Origin of the sequence: Dongia rigui (genome assembly GCF_034044635.1) — a bacterium.
GTDB lineage: Bacteria > Pseudomonadota > Alphaproteobacteria > Dongiales > Dongiaceae > Dongia > Dongia rigui.
In genome coordinates this window covers 520,904-539,260 of record NZ_JAXCLX010000002.1, presented here as the reverse complement: position 1 = coordinate 539,260, position 18,357 = coordinate 520,904, and the positions used below count along the sequence as shown (strand labels likewise).

The following is an 18,357-nucleotide window of genomic DNA, read 5'->3' as shown; positions in this document are numbered from 1 at the left end:
CCCCGACTCTTAAACCAAGTGTTAACTAAAACCGGCGATCTTGAGCCAGAATCAAGAGGGGCGGGTTTCGGCATTCCATGCTGGTCATCGTAGGTATCGTCGTCGTCTTCGGCTGCGTCTTTGGCGCCTATGCGGTGCATGGCGGCCATCTCGGCGTCCTTTGGCAGCCGTCGGAATTCGTCATCATCCTGGGCGCCGCGGTCGGCGCCCTGATCATTTCCAGTACCAAGACCGGCCTCAAGGCCGTCGGTGCGGGTTTCAAACGCGCCCTTAAAGGGCCGCATTACAAGAAGCCGGACTATCTGGAGTTGCTCTCGGTTCTCTACCAGATCTTCCGTCTTGCCAAGACCAAGGGCATGCTGGCCCTGGAACAGCATGTGGAAAAGCCGGACGAGAGCCCCCTCTTCGCCCAGTTTCCGAAATTCCAGCATGATCATCATGCCGTCGAATTTCTGTGCGACTATCTGCGCATGATGACACTGGGAACCGAGAACCCGAACGAAGTCGAAACCCTGATCGACGCAGAACTCGAAACCCATCATGCCGAACTGCATGTTGGCTCGCACGCGATTCAGAATACTGCGGATGCCATGCCGGCGCTCGGTATCGTCGCTGCCGTGCTGGGCGTCATTCACACCATGGGTTCGATCACCGAGCCGCCGGAAGTGCTGGGCCACCTGATCGGCGCGGCGCTCGTGGGTACGTTCTTCGGTATTCTGATGTCCTACGGCGTCTTTGCGCCGATTGCGAGTTCCGTGAACGCGACGGACACCGCCGATGCCAAGTATTTCCAATGCATCAAGGCCGGTTTGCTGGCGCATATGCAGGGTTATCCCCCAGCGGTGTCGGTGGAATTCGCCCGCAAGGTCCTGTGGTCGACGGAACGGCCGAGCTTCTACGAAGTCGAACAGGCCGTCAGCGCCCTGCCGGCGCCCTAACCTGTTGTCGACCCAAACGCGCTGAAAGGTCTGCCAGATGGCGGATGAAAGACCAATCATCATCAAGCGCATCAAGAAGTCGGGCGGCGGCCATCATGGCGGCGCCTGGAAAGTGGCCTATGCCGATTTCGTGACCGCGATGATGGCTTTCTTCCTGCTGCTGTGGCTGCTTGGCAACACGACCGACGAGCAGAAAAAGGCGATCGGCAACTATTTCAGCCCGACCCTTGCCATGTCCTCGTCATCCACCACCGTTGCCGTCATGGACGGTCAGCCGCAGGTGATGGAGACGACGGCCGGCGGTGCGGCTGCCGAAGTGGACGTCGAAGAGGACGGAACCGGCCAGACCGGCGACGGCACCGGCAATTCAGATCAAGAGCAAGCGGCGAGCGCGACCTCGCAGGGCGAAAAGCCAATCGACGAGCAGCAGGCCGAAAAGGCCCTGCAGGCCGCCGAAACAAAACGCTTCGAGGAAGTGAAGCAGCAGATCAAGCAGGTCATCGACCAGTCACCGGACCTCTCTGGCCTCAAGGACAATCTGCAAATCGACCAGACGCCGGAAGGTCTGCGCATTCAGCTCCTCGACAAGGAAAAAGAGTCGATGTTCTCGTCCGGCAGCGCCGACATGGCCGAGAAAAGCCGCAAGCTGCTGAGCCTTGTCGCCCAGGCCGTCAAAGGCTTGCCGAACAAGCTCGCCATTTCAGGTCATACGGACGCAACGCCTTATGTCGGGACCGATGGCCGCAGCAACTGGGAACTGTCATCCGATCGCGCCAATGCTGCGCGGCGCGTGCTGGTCCAGAACGGTGTGGACCCGGCGCATGTGCGCAATGTCGTCGGTCGCGCCGATACCGATCCCTTTATCAAGGAAAACCCCAGCGATCCGCAGAACAGGCGCATTTCCATCGTGCTGTTGAGCGAGGTTCACCCAGCGTCGAGCGAGCAGGGCAATGCGGCGCCGACACCGGCCTCCGCAGCGCCCGCCGAACCCGCGGCACCGCCAGCCGAGATCATCCCGCCGTCCGGCGCCGAGGGTGAAGCCAGCCACTGACAATCCCGTGAAGCGGGTGCCCTGCCCTTGCGCTTGGTCACGCGATAGCACATATCGCCATCTGACTTGTTCCGGGAAAGATGGCCTGTGACCGACCGCAAACTGCCTTCGATTGAACTGGCGCGCCTCGAAAGCGCCCGTGACCCGCATCATGCGGACGCGGACTTCGCCCCGCGCCCTGCGATCGATCTCAGCGACAGCCGGCGTTTCGAGGGCATCCTCCTGCGCCGGTCCTGTGCCGCATTGTTCGATTTCATGATCGTCGCCGTGATCTCGACGGTCTTGTGGCTGGCCAATTGCGTTGCGACGGTGGGCACCTTGGGATTGGTGTCCCTGCCGGCGTTTGTCCTCGCACCGGTGGTCATTCACCTTGCCATGTGCACCTACCTTCTGGCGGGCATGCAAGGGGCCACCTTTGGCATGCGCGCCTTTGGTATCCGCGTGGTTAACGTCGAGGGCCGGCCGATGGACCATGTGCAGGCGTTCCTCACCACCGCCATGTTCTTCGCGACCGTGCCTATTTTCCTGCCGGCGCTTGCGGTCGGCTTCTTTACCCAACGCTCTCGCCTGCTCCACGACATCGTGGTCGGGACGGTCGTCCTGCGCTCGAATCCCGGCTGACCGGCCGCAGGCGGGCGATGCTGGCAACCTGGCCGGAATTGGCCTAAAATGCCGCTATGAGCGTTCAAAGTCGCAGCTTCCCGATCAGCTTCATGGTGACCACCGAGGTCCCCTGCCCCTATCTGCCTGAGCGCATGGAACGCAAGATCATCACCGAGCTGTCCGGCAGCCAGGCGAGCGATCTCTTTGAACTGCTTTCACGGGCCGGTTTCCGTCGCAGCCACTCGATTGCCTACCGCCCGGCCTGTGCCGGCTGCCAGGCCTGCGTGCCGGTACGCATCGACATCGCCAATTTCCATCCATCCCGTTCGTTGCGAAAAGTGCTGGCCCGGAATGCCGATCTCGTGACCGAGATTCGCCCGGCACACCCCACGCAGGAACAGTACCAGCTGTTCAGCCGCTATCTCGACCTGCGGCATAATGACGGGGAAATGGTCGGCATGGGGCCGCAGGATTACGCCAGCATGATCGCCGACAGCCCGATCGACACCCGGATGATCGAGTTCCGGGACGGGGCGCGCAATCTGATTGCAGCCTGCCTCACCGATTGGAGTTCGGACGGCATTTCGGCCGTTTACAGCTTCTTTGCCGCCGATCGCGCCAGCAACAGCCTGGGCAGCCTGGTTGTCCTGCGCCTGATTGAGCTCGCGCGGCAGACGGGTCTCCCCTACCTCTATCTGGGCTATTGGGTCAGAGGCAGCCAGAAGATGGATTACAAGCGACGCTTCCAGCCGCTGGAGCGGTATGGTCCGGACGGCTGGCAGCCCCTCCGCCTGGAGCCCTGACCCGGCCTTATTCGCGCCATTCATTGGGTCGAGGCGGCTTTTCTTGCCGATTGTGACCTGATAGTTTCCGCCCCGAGACAGATCGACGGGCGCGCGCTGATTTCCCCGAAAAGAGCCGGCGCTGCACCCAAAATGACCAGATTGAGGATTGCCTTATGCGACGTCGTCGCTTTCTGACCGGTGCCCTGACGGCCGGAGCCGCGGGTGCCGCCACCTTGGCCAGCACCTTCCCGAAGCCTGCCTTGGCGCAGGATCGCATCGAATGGAAGATGGTGACGGCGTGGCCCAAGGGCCTGCCCGGTCTGGGATCGAGCGCCGAGCGACTGGCGGAGCGCATCAATCAGCTGTCGGGTGGCCGACTGACCGTGAAGGTCTTCGCTGGCGGCGAGTTGGTTTCCCCGTTGCAGGGTTTTGCCGCCGTCTCACAAGGCACGGCCGAGATGGCGCATGACTTCTCGCTCTATCACATCGGCCAGATGCCGGCGGCTGGCTTCTTCAGCGCCGTGCCGTTCGGCCTTATCCCCACCGAGTTCAATGGTTGGATCAATTTCGCCGGTGGGCAGGAATTGTGGGACGAACTCTACGATGCAGCCGGCGTGAAGCCATTCCTTGCCGGCAATACCGGCGTGCAAATGGGCGGCTGGTTCCTCAAAGAAGTGAACTCGGTTGCCGATCTCAAGGGCCGAAAATTCAGCATTCCCGGCTATGGCGGCGAAGCCTTGAAGAAACTGGGCGTCGACGTGCAGCCGATGGCAAGCGGCGAGCTTTTTGCCAAATTGCAGGACGGCGCCATTGATGGCGCCGAGTGGGTCGGCCCCTATAACGACCTGTCGCTCGGCCTCTACAAGATCACGAAGTTATATTACTGGCCCGGCTTCCAGGAACCCGGCACGGGCCTGGAATGCATCGTCAACAAGGGTAAGTTCGCTGGCTTGCCAGACGATCTAAAGCAGATCGTGGCGGCGGCCTGCATGGCCGAAAACGGCCTGACAGCCGCCGAATATAGCGGCCGCAGCCCCGCCGCATTGGCGACACTGGTCAACGAGCACGACGTGCAGCTGAAGAAATTCTCGCGCGAAATCCTCATCGCCTTTGGCAATGCGTCGAGCGAAGTGGTGAAGTCCGTCCTCGACAATGGCGATGACGTGACCAAGCGGATCGTCGCCTCCTATCTCAAATATCGCAAGACGACCCTCAATTGGACGCGTGTCAGCGAAGGCGGATATCTCGCCGCCCGTGACCTCGGATTTGACTATCCGACCGGTTAGTTTAATTAAATCAATAAGATAAAACCATCGGCGGCAGGCTGGACAGCAGCCTGCCGGCTGTGGCTTGCTGACTGCAGGACACAGTTTGAGGAGACGGCAGATGGCTTTGGAAACGTGGCTGGCCTTCAGCGCAGCTTCGGCCTTGCTGATGATCATCCCTGGGCCGACAACGCTGCTCGTCATCTCCTATGCGCTGGGCCAGGGCTGGCGGGCAGCCTTACCGATGGCGACCGGCGTGGCGCTCGGCGACTTCACGGCCATGACATTGTCCATGCTTGGCCTCGGTGCGCTCCTCGCCGCCTCTGCCACCATCTTCACCATCCTCAAATGGATGGGCGCCGCATACATGGTCTGGCTCGGCATCAAGCTGTGGCGCGCCGGCGGATCGCTCAATGCCAGCCCGCGGAGTGATGGGGCCTCGATGATCCGGATGCTGGGGCACGCCTGGCTGGTTACAGCGCTCAACCCCAAGAGCATCATCTTCTTCGTGGCCTTCCTGCCGCAGTTCCTGGATCCGCACGGCGACTTCCTGACCCAGATGCTCATCTTCGAGAGTACGTTCCTGGTACTGGCCTTTGCCAACGCGCTCGGCTACGCGACGGTCGCCTCCCGTGCCCGGCAAGCGATCCGGAACGAGCGCCTTGTCGGCACGGCCAACAAGGTCGGCGGTTCGCTGCTGATCGGCGCCGGCATCCTGACCGCCACGGCACGCGCCAGTCAGGGATAGGCTGCCGGGTGGCAAAATGGCCACAGACCTGACCCCAGACTAAAGTCGGGCATGGCGCCAGATCAGCAATGATTGCGCCCCATCAAGGCTTTAGGTAGCCTGACCTGGAGGCTAACGAAAATCCGCCAAAATCGGCGGCCTGCCCAAAGGGCAGCAGTAATTCCAGGGAGGGGGCGTCGCAATGCACGCATTGCTGATCTTCAGCCGCGTCATCGATCGATTGAACACAGGGCTCGGCAAGGTCGCGGCCTGGGCGGTGCTGTTGGCCTGTCTGATCAGCGCCGGCAATGCGACCTTTCGCTATCTCTTCAGCAACAGCTCGAACGCGCTGCTGGAAATCCAATGGTACCTATTCTCGGCATCCTTCCTGCTGGGGGCTGCCCTGACACTGAAGCTCAATGAGCACGTCCGCGTGGATATCGTCTATATGTCGGTAGGCGAGCGCGGTCGGCTATGGATCGATATCATCGGCTTCACGGTCTTCATGCTGCCAGCCACGATCATCCTCACTTACATGAGCTGGGATTTCTTCCTGCAGTCCTGGGGTCAGAATGAAACTTCGGCCAATGCCGGCGGCCTTGTACGCTGGCCGGTAAAGCTGCTGATGCCGTTCGGATTTGGCATGCTCAGCCTGCAGGGCATTTCAGAACTCATCAAGCGGATCGCCACGCTGGTCGGGGTCATCCATATCGACACACATTACGAGCGGCCGCTGCAATGATCCCACTCGATATCATGGCGCCGCTGATGTTCGGCGGCCTCATCGTCTTTATGCTTTTCGGCTTCCCGGTTGCCTTCTCGCTTGCTGCCGTTGGGCTCTTCTTCGGCTTCATCGCGATCGAGCACGGGTACTTTGCCCCTGTTTTCATGGAAAACCTGCCGCTCCGCCTGTTCGGCATCATGTCGAACGACTTGTTGCTTGCCATCCCCTTCTTTACCTTCATGGGCGCGATATTAGAACGATGCGGACTTGCCGAGGATCTGCTGGAAGGGACTGGCCAGCTCTTCGGCCCGGTCCCGGGCGGCCTCGCTTATGCCGTGATCATCGTCGGCGCAATCCTTGGCGCTATCACCGGCACCGTTGCCGCCTCGGTCATTGCCATGGGCATGATCTCGCTGCCGATCATGATGCGCTATGGCTACGACAAGCGCCTGGCGACGGGTGTCATCGCTGCCTCCGGCACCATCACGCAGCTCATTCCGCCATCCCTGGTGCTGGTGATCCTGGCCGATCAGTTGGGGCGTTCGGTCGGCGACATGTACAAGGGCGCCATCGGCCCATCGATCCTGCAGACCTTGCTGTTTCTGCTCTTCATCTTCGTTGTCTCGATCGTCAAGCCGCACAAGATGCCGCCGCTTCCGAAAGAGGCACGCACCCTTTCCGGCTGGCCGCTGATCCGGCGCGTCCTTTGGGGCATGGTACCGTCGATTGCACTCATCTTCCTGGTGCTGGGTACGATCTTTTTGGGCCTGGCGACGCCGACGGAAGCCGGCGCCATGGGCGCCGTCGGTGCTATCATTCTGGCGGCGATGCATCGCCGCCTCACCTGGCCGCTGGTGCGCGAAGGCATGGACACAACCATGCGCATTACCGCGATGGTGGTCTTCATCCTGATCGGCAGCAATGTCTTCAGCCTGGTCTTCCAAGGCGTCGACGGCGGCATCTGGATCGAACACATGCTGACCGGCCTGCCCGGCGGCCCCATCGGCTTTCTCATCGTCGTCAATATCTTCGTCTTCTTCCTGGCGTTCTTCCTCGATTTCTTCGAGATCGCCTTCATCATCGTTCCGCTGTTGGCGCCGGTTGCCACGTCGCTGGGGATCGACCTCATCTGGTTCGGCGTGTTGCTGTGCGTCAACATGCAGACCTCATTCATGCACCCGCCCTTCGGCTTCGCCCTTTTCTATCTGCGCAGCATCGCACCGAAGGATATCAAGACGAGCGAGATCTATTGGGGTGCCCTGCCCTGGCTGGGCTTGCAGCTGCTGCTCGTCATCATCGTCATTGTCTGGCCGCAATCGGTTACGTATTGGCTGGATGCGCCGCTCAATGTCGATCTCGACAAGATCCAGATCGACGTGCCGAGCGTCGAGGAGCCAGGAGACTACACCGACCAGCCGATCGAGATTCCGGCACCCGAATAAGCGCTCAATGCGCCGGTAAAGAAAAACCGCCGGCCCCTCGCGAGGCCGGCGGTCTCGATATCCAGTTCTCGTCATGCCCGGGCCTGACCCGGGCATCCACGCCCTTCAGGCAATCCGTGGATCCCCGGGTCAGGCCCGGGGATGACGGTATCAATACAGCCTTAAGACTTCTTCGCCGACATGCGGTAGACGAAGTTGTCGAAGTTGTTCTCGGCGACGCGGAACCACAGATACTGCTCCTCGCGGAACGGCTTCCAGTTCTCGTAGACCTTCTTGAAGGCCGCGTTGCCGGCCGCCGTCTCGTCATAGAGCTTGAAGGCTGCGGTGTAGCCCGCCTCCATCACTTCCTTCGGATAGGGCTTCAGCTTCGTGCCATTGGCAACGATACGCTTCAAGGCCTTGGGATTGAGCGAATCATATTTTGCCATCGTTTCGACATTGGCGCGGGCCGCCGCGGTCGTCAGGATCGATTGATAGCTCTTGGGCAGTTCAGCCCATTTCTGCTGGTTGATATAGGCACTGAGCTGCGGGCCGCCTTCCCACCAGCCGGGGTAGTAGTAGAACGGTGCGACTTTGTAGAAGCCAAGCTTCTCGTCGTCATAGGGGCCGACCCATTCCGCGGCATCGATCGTGCCCTTCTCAAGGGCCGGGTAGATGTCGCCGCCGGCGATCTGCTGCGGCACGGCACCCAGGGCCGCCATGACCTTGCCGGCGATACCAGCAATGCGCATCTTGACGCCCTGGAGGTCGGCGAGCGAGCCGATTTCCTTGCGGAACCAGCCGCCCATCTGCACACCGGTATTGCCGGCCGGCAGAGAAATCACGTTATAGCCATTGAAGAACTCGGCCATCGCCTCGCGGCCACCGCCATAGTACCACCAGGCATTCTGCTGGCGCGCATTGAGGCCGAAGGGGACGGCCGTATCAAATGCGAAGGTCGGATCCTTGCCGACATAGTAGTAGCTGCAGGTATGCGCCATTTCGACGGTGCCTGCCTGCACGGCATCAAGCGCCTGCAGACCCGGAACGATTTCACCGGCCGCGTGAACCTGGATCTGGAACTTCCCATCGGTTGCTTCGGCCACCGATTTCGAGATGATCTCGGCGGCGCCAAAAATGGTGTCGAGGCTCTTCGGAAAACTGGATGTCAGGCGCCATTTAACCTCAGGCGCGCTCTGCGCGATGGCCGGTGCCGCAACAGCGCTGGCGGCCAGGCCGACACCGCCGATACCGGCGCTTTTGAGGAATTTGCGACGAAGCATAAGGGGGTCCTCCCAATGTTGACGATCATTGCCGGATTTCCCGCTGCCCTGGTTTCCAAGTGCCGGGCGGGATCCGGGTCATCAAGTCGATTTTCGCTTGGGCGCTTGCCGCCTTGCATCACAGACAAACCAAGTCATTGCAGCCGCTTGGCGCGCCGCCCAGGACACAATGTGACGATTCCAGAACAGCGCGCAAGTAGTCCAAAAGGAGGGGCTGCGCGGTGAAGAGGGGCTTGATCGTCGGCCGGCAACGGCTATGAATCGGATGTTAAGGCGACATTGCCAGGACGTTTTGGCGGGGATAATGGGATGACCAGGACAGTGACCGTCGCGGCCACTCAGTTCGCCTGCCGACCGGATCCAGTGCAGAATGTTGCGCGGGCCGAGGCTCTGGTTCGCCAGGCGGCCAAGCGCGGGGCGCAGATCATCCAACTGCAGGCCCTGTTCGAGACGCCCTATTTCTGCAAGGACCAATTGGCCGAGTTGTTCGACCTCGCCCAGCCCGTCGACGATCATCCGACGATCGCCCGCATGCAGGAACTGGCGCGCGAGTTGGAGGTGGTGCTGCCCGTCTCCTTCTTCGAGGCCGCCAACAACGCCTATTACAACTCCCTCGCCCTCATCGATGCCGACGGAGAGATCTTGGGAATTTACCGGAAATCTCACATCCCGGACGGTGTGGGGTATCAGGAGAAGTTCTACTTCAACCCCGGTGATACGGGGTTCAAAGTCTGGGACACGGCCTACGCCCGCATCGGCTGCGGGATTTGCTGGGATCAGTGGTTTCCCGAATGCGCCCGCGCCATGGCCCTGATGGGGGCCGAGATGCTGCTCTATCCCACCGCCATCGGCAACGAACCCAATGACCCCGATTACAGCAGCGCAGATCATTGGCAACGCACCATGCAGGGTCATGCGGCGGCCAACATGGTTCCAGTCGTCGCCTCGAATCGCATTGGCAGGGAGGACGGGGAGACCTGCGCCGTCGATTTCTATGGCCGATCCTTCATCGCCGGTGCCCGCGGCGAAATCATCGCGTCGGCCGGCAAAGAAGAGGCGATCCTGACGGCCGATTTCGACTTCGAGTCCCTGCGCCGCCAGCGTGCTGGGTGGGGCCTGTTCCGCGACCGCCGCCCAGACCTCTATACCGTCCTGATGACCCTTGACGGCCAGAATTGGAGCGAATGAACCGGATGAGCGATGGCAGCGCCCGATTCCATGAGCCGATCACGGGCATTTGTTGACAAAACTACCCGGCAAGGTGTGACATTAAGTTATTCTTAGGTCAGCGAATCCAGTTAACAAATTTCACCCAGGTGCGCGCCCTGCGCGCCATCAAAATATCAACAGCCCTCAGGAGGCCATGGTGCAAAAATCGAGATTGATTGGAGTTGCCTTTATTTCAGCGCTGCTGCTCGCGGGCTGCGGCGAGGAAAAGAAGGAAGCCGAGCAACAATCTTCCGCCGCCACCACCGCCACGTCGGAAGCGGCCAGCACCGCAACCTCTGAAGCGAGCACGGCAACCTCGGAAGCAGCCAGCACCGCCACGTCCGAGGCCGCCCCGGCCGGAGATGGCGGCAAGCTCAACATCTACAACTGGTCGGACTACATCGCCGAAGACACGGTGCCGAATTTCGAAAAAGAAACCGGCATCAAGGTCCAGTACGACGTCTATGATTCGAATGAAATGCTGGAAGCCAAGCTGATGGCGGGTGGCACGGGGTATGATCTCGTGCATCCGTCGGGCGCCTTCCTCGGCCGCCAGATCGTGGCTGGCATCTATCAGCCGATCGATCCGGCGAAGATCCCCAATTACAAGAATCTCGATCCCAAAATCATGAAGCTGCTCGCCGCCTTCGACCCCGGCAATAAGTACGCGGTGCCATGGTTCTGGGGCACGACCGGCATCGGCTATAACGTCGCCGAGATCAAGAAGCGCATGCCGGATGCGCCGGTGAACAGCCTCGACATCGTCTTCAAGCCGGAATTGGCGCAGAAGTTCGCCGACTGCGGCATCTCGATGCTCGATGCGCCCAGCGAAGTGCTGCAGATCGCGCTCAACTATCTCGGCAAGGACCCCTACACCGCCAGTGCCGACGATTATGCCGCCGCTGAGAAGCTGTTGCTGGGTGTGCGTCCCTATGTGAAGTACTTCCACAGTTCCAGCTACATCAACGATATCGCCAGCGGCAGCATCTGCCTCTCGCTCGGCTGGTCGGGTGACTTCAGCATCGCCGCTGCGCGCGCTGAGGAAGCCAAGAACAATATCGAAGTGTCCTATTCCATCCCAAAGGAAGGCACCATCATCTGGATGGATACGATTGCCATGCCGACCGACGCAGTCAACATCGACCAGGCCTATAAGTGGATCAACTACAACCTCGATCCCAAGGTCGCGGCGGCGAACGCCAATTATGTCGCCTACGGCAGCCCGGTCGCGGCGGCCCTGCCGATGATCGACAAGGAATTGATGGACAATCCGAACATCTATCCTTCGGAAGAAGTTCAGGCCCATCTGTTCCCGGACAAGGTGGCAACACCGGAGGTCGAGCGCCTTCGGACTCGCACTTGGACCAAGATCAAGACAGGCCAGTGATAATGGCGCTGTCTTGAATAAAGCAGACGGTATCAATTCTTGACCTCGAACCCCGCGACCTCTGTCGCGGGGTTCTTTTATTTCGCCATGGCGCTTTGAATCATGCATGTGACGCATTAGGTCGCGTCGCCCCGTCCGCCGAGGGTTGACAGCCCAGGCATCGGCGGGGTCAGATATGAAAAAATGTTAACTACGCATAAGCAGGGATGAATTGCGCACAACAAGACCGGCGACACGCTGGCATTGGCGCAAGATGGGCATGACGACTAGGGAGTAATGACCGTGCTGAAATCCGGATACACCAGCTTCACCCAAATGGGTGCGGCGATGTTGGTGGCTGGCATGCTGCTGACCGCCTGCGGCGACAAGAAGACGGACGAGCAGGCCGGCAACGCAGCGCCAACGACGGAGAGCACCAGCGAGGCAACGTCGCAAGCCACGAGCCAAGCAGCGACCAGCAGCGCTGCACCGGCAACACAGGAAGCAGTCGCTCCGACGACGGGTGACGACGCAAAACAACTCAACGTCTACAACTGGTCGGACTATATCGGCGAAACCACCATCGCCGACTTTGAGAAAGAAACCGGCATCAAGGTCCAATACGACACCTTCGACGGCAACGAAACACTCGAAGCCAAACTGATGACCGGCGGTACCGGCTACGACGTCGTCTTCCCTTCCTCCTCCTTCTTCGCCCGCCAGATCAAGATCGGCCTGTTCCACAAGCTCGACAAGACCCTGCTGCCGAACTTGAAGAACATGGATCCCGAGATCATGGCGATCCTTTCCAAGGATGCTGATCCCGGCAACGAGTATGCGATCCCCTACATGTGGGGCACCAACGGCTTCGCCTACAACGTCGACTTGATCAAGAAGCTGATGCCGGACGCCCCGCTCGACAGTCTGGCCATGCTTTTCGATCCCAACGTCGTTTCCAAGTTCAAGGAATGCGGCGTCACCTTCCTCGACTCTCCTGAAGACGTCTTCCCGCTGGCCCTGGCCTATATGGGCAAGGATCCGACATCACAGAAGGAAGAAGATATTGTCGCCGCCGCCGACATGGTCATGAAGGTGCGGCCATTCATCAAGAACTTCGACTCGCAGCAATATCTGACCGCCTTGCCGAACGGCGAATACTGCATATCGATGAGCTGGTCGGGTGACTACGCAACAGCTGCCGCGCGTGCCGCCGAAGCAGGCATCAAGATCAACCTCGCCTATACGATCGCCAAGGAAGGAACCAATGTCTGGTTCGATGGCATGCTGATCCCCGCCGATGCGCCGCATCTCAAGAACGCGCATCTGTTCCTGGACTACATGATGCGCCCCAAGGTGATCGCCGACGCCACGAACTACACCAATTATGCCAACGCCAATGTGCCGGCGAAGGAGTTCGTCAACAAGGAGATCCTGGAGGATCCAGCCGTCTATCCCACGCCGGAGGTGATGAAGCGCAGCTTCCCGTCGGTGGTGCGCGACGACAAACTCAGTCGCGTCATCACCCGCGAATGGACGCGGGTAAAGACTGGACAGTAAAAAAACGGGGCAGCACAGCCACCATGTGCTGCCCCTTCTCTTTAGGAATTTGGCCTCGCTCCCGAGCACTGGCTTCGGGGCATTCATAACAGGACGCATCATGGCGGCTGAACGAGCAAGAGCAGAGACGACCACCCAGATCTGGAACGATCCCAACGCCAAGCCCTATATCCGCATCGAGAACGTCACCAAGAAATTTGGCGATTTCGTTGCCGTCAACGATGTCTCGCTGAACATCTATCGCGGCGAGCTCTTTGCACTGCTCGGCGGATCGGGTTGCGGCAAGACCACATTGCTGCGCATGCTTGCTGGCTTCGAGCAGCCAACTTCGGGCAAGATCTATATCGACGACGTCGATATGGCGGATATTCCGCCCTACGAGCGCCCGACCAATATGATGTTCCAGTCCTACGCCCTCTTCCCGCATATGTCGGTCGAGCAGAACATTGCCTTTGGCCTGAAGCAGGACAAGACGCCGCCGGACCAGATCAAGACGCGCGTCGGCTCGATCCTCGACATGGTGCAGATGCGCCAGTTCGCCCACCGCAAGCCGCACCAACTTTCCGGCGGTCAGCGCCAGCGCGTGGCCCTCGCCCGCTCTCTGGTGAAGGAACCGAAGCTGCTGCTGCTCGACGAACCGCTTGGCGCCCTCGACAAAAAGCTGCGCGAGGCGACGCAGTTCGAGATCATGAACATCCAGGACCGGCTCGGCATCACCTTCATCGTCGTGACGCACGATCAGGAAGAAGCGATGACGCTGTCGACACGCATCGGCGTCATGAACAGCGGCCAGATCGTCCAGGTGGGCACACCCAAGGAGATCTACGAATATCCCAACACCAAGTTCGTCGCCGACTTCATCGGCTCGGTGAACCTGTTTGAAGGGAATATCGTCGAGGACGAGCCGGGCCATGTGCTGATCGGGTCACCAGAAGCAGGTACGGAGATCTACATCGATCACGGCATCTCGTCGGCACCGGGCGCCAAGGTCTGGGTGGCCATTCGACCGGAGAAGATGGAACTGTCCAAGGCGCGTCCCGACGACAACGGCCGCAATTCGACGCCTGGCATCGTCAAGGGCATCGCGTATATGGGCAACCTTTCTGTCTACCTGATCAAGCTGGACAGCGGCAAGGAAGTCAAAGTGACGATGTCCAATCAGCGGCGCGCCGCCGAACACGCCATCGATTGGGATGACCGGGTCTATGTGACCTGGCATGCCAACAGCCCCGTCGCCTTGTTGAGCTGAGGCGGTATCATGGCATCTGAGACCCCATATCAAACCTCGCTGCCGATGGGCACGCAGTTGCACAGGCTGCTCTCGGCCCTGGGCTTGCGGCCGCGATCGGCCGTCATCCTGGTTCCCTATCTATGGCTGACGATCTTCTTCGTCGTGCCTTGCTTCATCATCCTGAAGATCAGCCTGGCGCAAACCCTGATCGCGCAGCCGCCCTATACGCCGATGCTCGGTCCGGAAAGCATTCCGCATGAGCAGCTGTTCGACAATTTCAAGCGACTGGGCCAGGACCTTCTCTACATCATCGCTTATGGCAATTCTCTGAAGCTGGCGGCGATTTCGACCGCGCTGTGCCTCCTCATCGGCTACCCAATGGCTTACGGCATCGCCCGCTGCGCGCCGTCGACGCGGTCATTGTTGCTGCTCGCCATCATCCTGCCGTTCTGGACCTCGTTCCTCATCCGCGTCTATGCGTGGATGAGCATCCTCGGCAAGGAAGGCGTTCTCAACGACTTCCTGTTGGCGATCGGCGTCATCAACGAGCCGCTGCAGATTCTCTATACACCCACGGCGATGTATATCGGCATCGTCTATGCCTATCTGCCGTTCATGATCCTGCCCCTCTACTCCAATCTCGAGAAGATGGACATGTCGTTGCTGGAGGCAGCGGCGGATCTGGGTTGCCGGCCGTTCAAGGCCTTCTGCGTCATCACCATCCCGTTGTCGCTGCCGGGCATCATCGCCGGCTCGCTGCTGGTCTTCATTCCAGCAGTCGGCGAATATGTTATCCCGGAACTTCTGGGGGGCCCCGATGCCTTGATGATCGGCCGTGTCGTCTATAACGAGTTCGCGCAAAACCGTGACTGGCCGATGTCATCTGCAGTCGCCGTTGCCATCCTGCTGGCGCTGGTCATTCCCATCATGGCGTTCCAGTACTTCCAAAGCAAAGCGCAGGAGGCCCCGAAATGACCAACCGGCTCTCCTGGTTTGTTATCGCAGCGCTCGTTTTCGGCTTCATCTTCCTCTATGGGCCGATGGTTGTGCTCGTCACCTATTCCTTCAATGCCAACAAGCTGATGACGCTGTGGGGCGGTTTTTCCACGAAATGGTACCCGGTTCTGCTGAATGATGCGGCCGTCCTGACGGCTGCAAAGAACAGCCTGATCGTGGCGGCGGTCAGCGCCACCTTTGCAACGGTCCTCGGCACGATGGCGGGCTATGTGTTGGCCCGCTACCGGAAGTTCCATGGGCGCACCGCCTTCAGCGGCATGGTGACGGCACCGCTGGTCATGCCGGAGGTTATCACCGGCCTGTCCATGCTGCTGCTGTTCAAGGAGATGGGCTATTGGTTCGGCTGGCCGAAGGCGATGGGCTTCTCGACCGTTATCCTCGCCCACATCACCTTCTCCATGTCCTATGTGACGGTGGTGATGCAGTCGCGCTTCTCGGTCTTCGACATGTCGCTTGAAGAGGCGGCACTGGATCTCGGCGCCAAGCCGCTGAAGACCTTCATGTTGATCACCTTGCCGATCGTGGCACCGGCCGTCGTTTCCGGCTGGCTGCTTGCCTTCACCATCTCGCTCGATGATCTGGTGATCACGATCTACAATAACGGCCCGGGTTCAGGCACCTTGCCGCAGCTGATCTTCTCCAAGGTCCGCCGCGGCGTGGACCCCACGATCAATGCCTTGGCGACGATCATCATCACGGTGGTCGCAACCGGCGTCATCGCCTCGCATGTCCTGATGACACGGCAGGAGAAGCGCCGACAGCGGGACATCCAGGCGGCCTTGCAGGCCAACAACTGACATAGCGGCGCCGCCCGGGCTGGCGGCGCCGTCTGTCTCTTCAGCAAAATTGCTTATCGCGCGACGCGCTTATTGGCGCCGGTGCCTTGTGCCTGCATCAATTGAAGGCAGGCATCGACGGCGAGCGGCTTGCCATAGCGCCATCCCTGCCCGAACTCGCAACCGCGTTCCTTGAGCAGGCGCTCCTCTTCCTCGTGCTCGATGCCCTCGGCTACGACCTTGAGATCGAACAGGCGCGCCAGTTGCAGAATGGCTTCGACCATCTTCACACCGCTGATGTCGGCGGTCATCGCGGTCACAAAGGAGCGATCGACCTTCAGCGTATCAACCGGCAGGCGCCTGAGCAGGCTGAGACTGGAATAGCCTGTGCCGAAATCATCGAGCGACAGCCCGACGCCGATTTCCTTCAACCGCTTCAGCAACTTCATGGTCAGCTCGAAATCACGCATCACAGCACTTTCGGTGATCTCCAGCTTGAGATGCGCCGGCGACAGACCCGTCTGGCGCAAAGCCTGACGCACGATCTCCGGTAGAGCCGGCCCATCAAGCTGGCGAGACGACACGTTGACGCTGATGAAAAGGTCCGGAACCAGGTTCTGCTCGGTCCAGGCCTGCGCCTGGCGACAGGCTTCCTGGACGACCCAAGTGCCGATCGGAATGATCAAGCCGGTCTCTTCGGCGATCGGGATGAATTCCATGGGCGGGATCATGCCGCGCTGGGCATGCTGCCAGCGCACCAGGGCTTCGAAGCCGGCAAGCTGGCCCGTGCGCATATCGATGATCGGCTGGTAAAGGAGGCGCAATTCGTCGCGCTTCAGGGCCAGATGCAATTCGGCCTCGATCCGCAGGCGATCGCGGGCGCGGCGCTGCATGTCGGGATCGAACACGACTTCCTGCCCGCCACCCTCGGCGCGGGCTTTGTTGAGCGCCGCCGTCGCATCACGAATGAGATCCTCGGCGCTCTGGTGATGTGCCTGTGCCTGCGCCATGCCGATCGAGAGGCTGAGGAGCACGCTCTCGTCACCCAGGGTGATCGGTTCCTCGGCCGCCGCGCGCACGCGGTGGGAGACGCGCACCAGATCGGTATCGTCGCGCATGACATCGAGCAGGATGCACATCGTGTTCTCGCCCATGATGGTGAGCGTGTCGGTCGTGCGCAAGGTGCCGACCAGGCGCTGCGCCACCACCTTCTGCACCGCGTCGCAGAACACCTGGCCATAGGCTTCGCGCATGGTCTCATAGCGGTCTATCTGCAGCAGAATGATGCCGAAATTGGCGTTCTGCTTGCGCCGGTTCTTGACGATGGTCTGATTGAGACGGTCATAGAGCACGATGCGGTTCGGCAGACCGGTCATGGCATCGGTGAGCTTGCGCTCGCTGATGTCGGTCAGCGATCCGGCGATCCGAATGGCCTTTCCCGCGCCGTTGCGCTGACCGGTGCCACGCACCAGGAACCAGCGATAGGTCTGGTTCTTGTGCAGCATGCGGCATTCCATCTGCAACGACAGCGTGATGCCTTCCAGATGATTGCGCAATTCGACCTGGAACTGATCGACGTCGTCCGGATGAATGATCGCGATCCAGTCTTCGAGCAGCTTGAAGCCGTCCTCACCCGTGCGGCCCAGCAGATCGAAACAGCGGGCGGACATGAAGAGCGCATCGTTGTCGAGCGTGAGGTCCCAGATTCCGTCGCTGGACCCGGCGACTGCCAGGGCAAAGCGCTCGCGCTCCAGCCGGCTGGCTGCAATGGCGCGCGCACGCGCTAGTTGGCTGCGCACGCGCGCGAGCAACTCGGCTTCGTGGATCGGAACGGTCAGGAAATCGTCGGCACCGCAATCGATGCAATGCTCCACCAGCGTTTCCGCACCGGGATCGACCAGGAACACGATCGGCAATTGTTCGGTGCCGAACAGGGTGCGAATGCTGCGAATGAAGTCGCCATCGTCCGATTTGCGCACGCGCAGAAGCAGCAGATCCGCTGGCGCGTCCGCGCCCTTGACGAGTGGGATTTCGGCACGGTCGGCAACATACTCGACCAGATATCCGCCGACGCCAAAGGCCTGCCGAACGCAAGCACGTTCGACGTCATCATCGAGGAGACAAAGGATGTGACCATCCAGCATCGTGCCAACCAATCTCGGCCGCGGGGATCATGGGTACCCGCGAGACAAGTGCCATGAACATAGTCACTGCCCCAGGCGACCATATTCAATCGCGAAAATAGTCCTCGTTAACTAGAGTGAATTGATTAAGGATATCTTACCATTGGCCTAGAGGTATGAAATAGTGGGAAAAATTGGCAGGAATGTGCGAGTTTCGCCAGCTGCCGTTGCTTGCCAGTTCGCACCCGCCCTGCCTATATTGCGCCGCCCATCAGTCTGCA

Annotated in this window: 16 protein-coding genes; 14 read left to right on the top strand and 2 right to left on the bottom strand. The window is 60.2% G+C overall.

Annotation, left to right across the window (positions count from 1 at the left end):
- Positions 1–77: 77 nt before the first annotated feature.
- From motA to SMD31_RS13960, 8 genes are all read left to right on the top strand, one after another.
- Positions 78–938: a flagellar motor stator protein MotA gene (motA, locus tag SMD31_RS13995; RefSeq protein ID WP_320501519.1), complete on the top strand. Its 861-nt coding sequence runs from the start codon at positions 78–80 to the stop codon at positions 936–938.
- A 37-nt stretch (positions 939–975) separates the two neighbouring features.
- On the top strand, positions 976–1,989 hold the full coding sequence (gene motB / locus SMD31_RS13990) for a flagellar motor protein MotB (RefSeq protein WP_320501518.1): 1,014 nt from the start codon (positions 976–978) through the stop codon (positions 1,987–1,989).
- Positions 1,990–2,076: 87 nt separating this feature from the next.
- Positions 2,077–2,610 carry an RDD family protein gene (locus SMD31_RS13985; RefSeq protein WP_320501517.1) on the top strand — a complete coding sequence of 178 codons (534 nt, stop codon included), beginning with the start codon at positions 2,077–2,079 and terminating at the stop codon, positions 2,608–2,610.
- 56 nt (positions 2,611–2,666) lie between these two features.
- On the top strand, positions 2,667–3,395 hold the full coding sequence (locus SMD31_RS13980; RefSeq protein WP_320501516.1) for an arginyltransferase: 729 nt from the start codon (positions 2,667–2,669) through the stop codon (positions 3,393–3,395).
- Positions 3,396–3,550: 155 nt separating this feature from the next.
- Positions 3,551–4,663 (top strand): TRAP transporter substrate-binding protein, encoded by a 1,113-nt coding sequence (locus tag SMD31_RS13975; RefSeq protein WP_320501515.1) that lies wholly within the window; start codon positions 3,551–3,553, stop codon positions 4,661–4,663.
- 100 nt (positions 4,664–4,763) lie between these two features.
- Positions 4,764–5,390 (top strand): LysE family translocator, encoded by a 627-nt coding sequence (locus tag SMD31_RS13970; RefSeq protein WP_320501514.1) that lies wholly within the window; start codon positions 4,764–4,766, stop codon positions 5,388–5,390.
- A 181-nt stretch (positions 5,391–5,571) separates the two neighbouring features.
- Positions 5,572–6,111: a TRAP transporter small permease subunit gene (locus SMD31_RS13965; RefSeq protein WP_320501513.1), complete on the top strand. Its 540-nt coding sequence runs from the start codon at positions 5,572–5,574 to the stop codon at positions 6,109–6,111.
- Positions 6,108–7,535, top strand: a complete 1,428-nt coding sequence (locus tag SMD31_RS13960; RefSeq protein ID WP_320501512.1) for a TRAP transporter large permease — start codon at positions 6,108–6,110, stop codon at positions 7,533–7,535. The genes SMD31_RS13965 and SMD31_RS13960 overlap by 4 nt, the downstream gene beginning before the upstream one ends.
- Positions 7,536–7,696: 161 nt before the next feature.
- On the opposite strand, the gene SMD31_RS13955 is transcribed toward SMD31_RS13960, so the two are convergent.
- Entirely contained in the window at positions 7,697–8,797 is a 1,101-nt protein-coding gene (locus SMD31_RS13955) for a TRAP transporter substrate-binding protein (protein ID WP_320501511.1), read from the bottom strand.
- Between the two features lie 309 nt (positions 8,798–9,106).
- Between SMD31_RS13955 and aguB the strand changes: the two genes are divergently transcribed.
- From aguB to SMD31_RS13925, 6 genes are all read left to right on the top strand, one after another.
- Complete coding sequence (gene aguB / locus SMD31_RS13950; protein ID WP_320501510.1) at positions 9,107–9,985, top strand: N-carbamoylputrescine amidase; 879 nt, start codon at positions 9,107–9,109, stop codon at positions 9,983–9,985.
- Between the two features lie 175 nt (positions 9,986–10,160).
- The gene (locus tag SMD31_RS13945) at positions 10,161–11,393 is read left to right on the top strand and encodes a polyamine ABC transporter substrate-binding protein (RefSeq protein WP_320501509.1); all 1,233 of its coding nucleotides are present in this window, start codon (positions 10,161–10,163) and stop codon (positions 11,391–11,393) included.
- A 282-nt stretch (positions 11,394–11,675) separates the two neighbouring features.
- The gene (locus SMD31_RS13940) at positions 11,676–12,929 is read left to right on the top strand and encodes a polyamine ABC transporter substrate-binding protein (protein WP_320501508.1); all 1,254 of its coding nucleotides are present in this window, start codon (positions 11,676–11,678) and stop codon (positions 12,927–12,929) included.
- Between the two features lie 100 nt (positions 12,930–13,029).
- Positions 13,030–14,178: an ABC transporter ATP-binding protein gene (locus tag SMD31_RS13935; protein ID WP_320501507.1), complete on the top strand. Its 1,149-nt coding sequence runs from the start codon at positions 13,030–13,032 to the stop codon at positions 14,176–14,178.
- Positions 14,179–14,187: 9 nt separating this feature from the next.
- Complete coding sequence (locus SMD31_RS13930) at positions 14,188–15,135, top strand: ABC transporter permease subunit (RefSeq protein WP_407652136.1); 948 nt, start codon at positions 14,188–14,190, stop codon at positions 15,133–15,135.
- Positions 15,132–15,974: an ABC transporter permease subunit gene (locus tag SMD31_RS13925; RefSeq protein WP_320501506.1), complete on the top strand. Its 843-nt coding sequence runs from the start codon at positions 15,132–15,134 to the stop codon at positions 15,972–15,974. Before SMD31_RS13930 ends, SMD31_RS13925 begins: the two co-directional genes overlap by 4 nt.
- A 53-nt stretch (positions 15,975–16,027) precedes the next feature.
- Here SMD31_RS13925 and SMD31_RS13920 read toward each other — a convergent pair whose 3' ends face one another.
- Complete coding sequence (locus tag SMD31_RS13920; RefSeq protein ID WP_320501505.1) at positions 16,028–18,097, bottom strand: putative bifunctional diguanylate cyclase/phosphodiesterase; 2,070 nt, start codon at positions 18,095–18,097, stop codon at positions 16,028–16,030.
- Positions 18,098–18,357 lie beyond the last annotated feature (260 nt).

Coding starts and splice junctions, on each gene's coding strand:
- motA (WP_320501519.1), top strand. CDS start 78: ATGCTGGTCATCGTAGGTATCGTCGTCGTCTTCGGCTGCGTCTTTGGC.
- motB (WP_320501518.1), top strand. CDS start 976: ATGGCGGATGAAAGACCAATCATCATCAAGCGCATCAAGAAGTCGGGC.
- SMD31_RS13980 (WP_320501516.1), top strand. CDS start 2,667: ATGAGCGTTCAAAGTCGCAGCTTCCCGATCAGCTTCATGGTGACCACC.
- SMD31_RS13975 (WP_320501515.1), top strand. CDS start 3,551: ATGCGACGTCGTCGCTTTCTGACCGGTGCCCTGACGGCCGGAGCCGCG.
- SMD31_RS13970 (WP_320501514.1), top strand. CDS start 4,764: ATGGCTTTGGAAACGTGGCTGGCCTTCAGCGCAGCTTCGGCCTTGCTG.
- SMD31_RS13965 (WP_320501513.1), top strand. CDS start 5,572: ATGCACGCATTGCTGATCTTCAGCCGCGTCATCGATCGATTGAACACA.
- SMD31_RS13960 (WP_320501512.1), top strand. CDS start 6,108: ATGATCCCACTCGATATCATGGCGCCGCTGATGTTCGGCGGCCTCATC.
- SMD31_RS13955 (WP_320501511.1), bottom strand. CDS start 8,797: ATGCTTCGTCGCAAATTCCTCAAAAGCGCCGGTATCGGCGGTGTCGGC.
- aguB (WP_320501510.1), top strand. CDS start 9,107: ATGACCAGGACAGTGACCGTCGCGGCCACTCAGTTCGCCTGCCGACCG.
- SMD31_RS13945 (WP_320501509.1), top strand. CDS start 10,161: ATGGTGCAAAAATCGAGATTGATTGGAGTTGCCTTTATTTCAGCGCTG.
- SMD31_RS13935 (WP_320501507.1), top strand. CDS start 13,030: ATGGCGGCTGAACGAGCAAGAGCAGAGACGACCACCCAGATCTGGAAC.
- SMD31_RS13930 (WP_407652136.1), top strand. CDS start 14,188: ATGGCATCTGAGACCCCATATCAAACCTCGCTGCCGATGGGCACGCAG.
- SMD31_RS13925 (WP_320501506.1), top strand. CDS start 15,132: ATGACCAACCGGCTCTCCTGGTTTGTTATCGCAGCGCTCGTTTTCGGC.
- SMD31_RS13920 (WP_320501505.1), bottom strand. CDS start 18,097: ATGCTGGATGGTCACATCCTTTGTCTCCTCGATGATGACGTCGAACGT.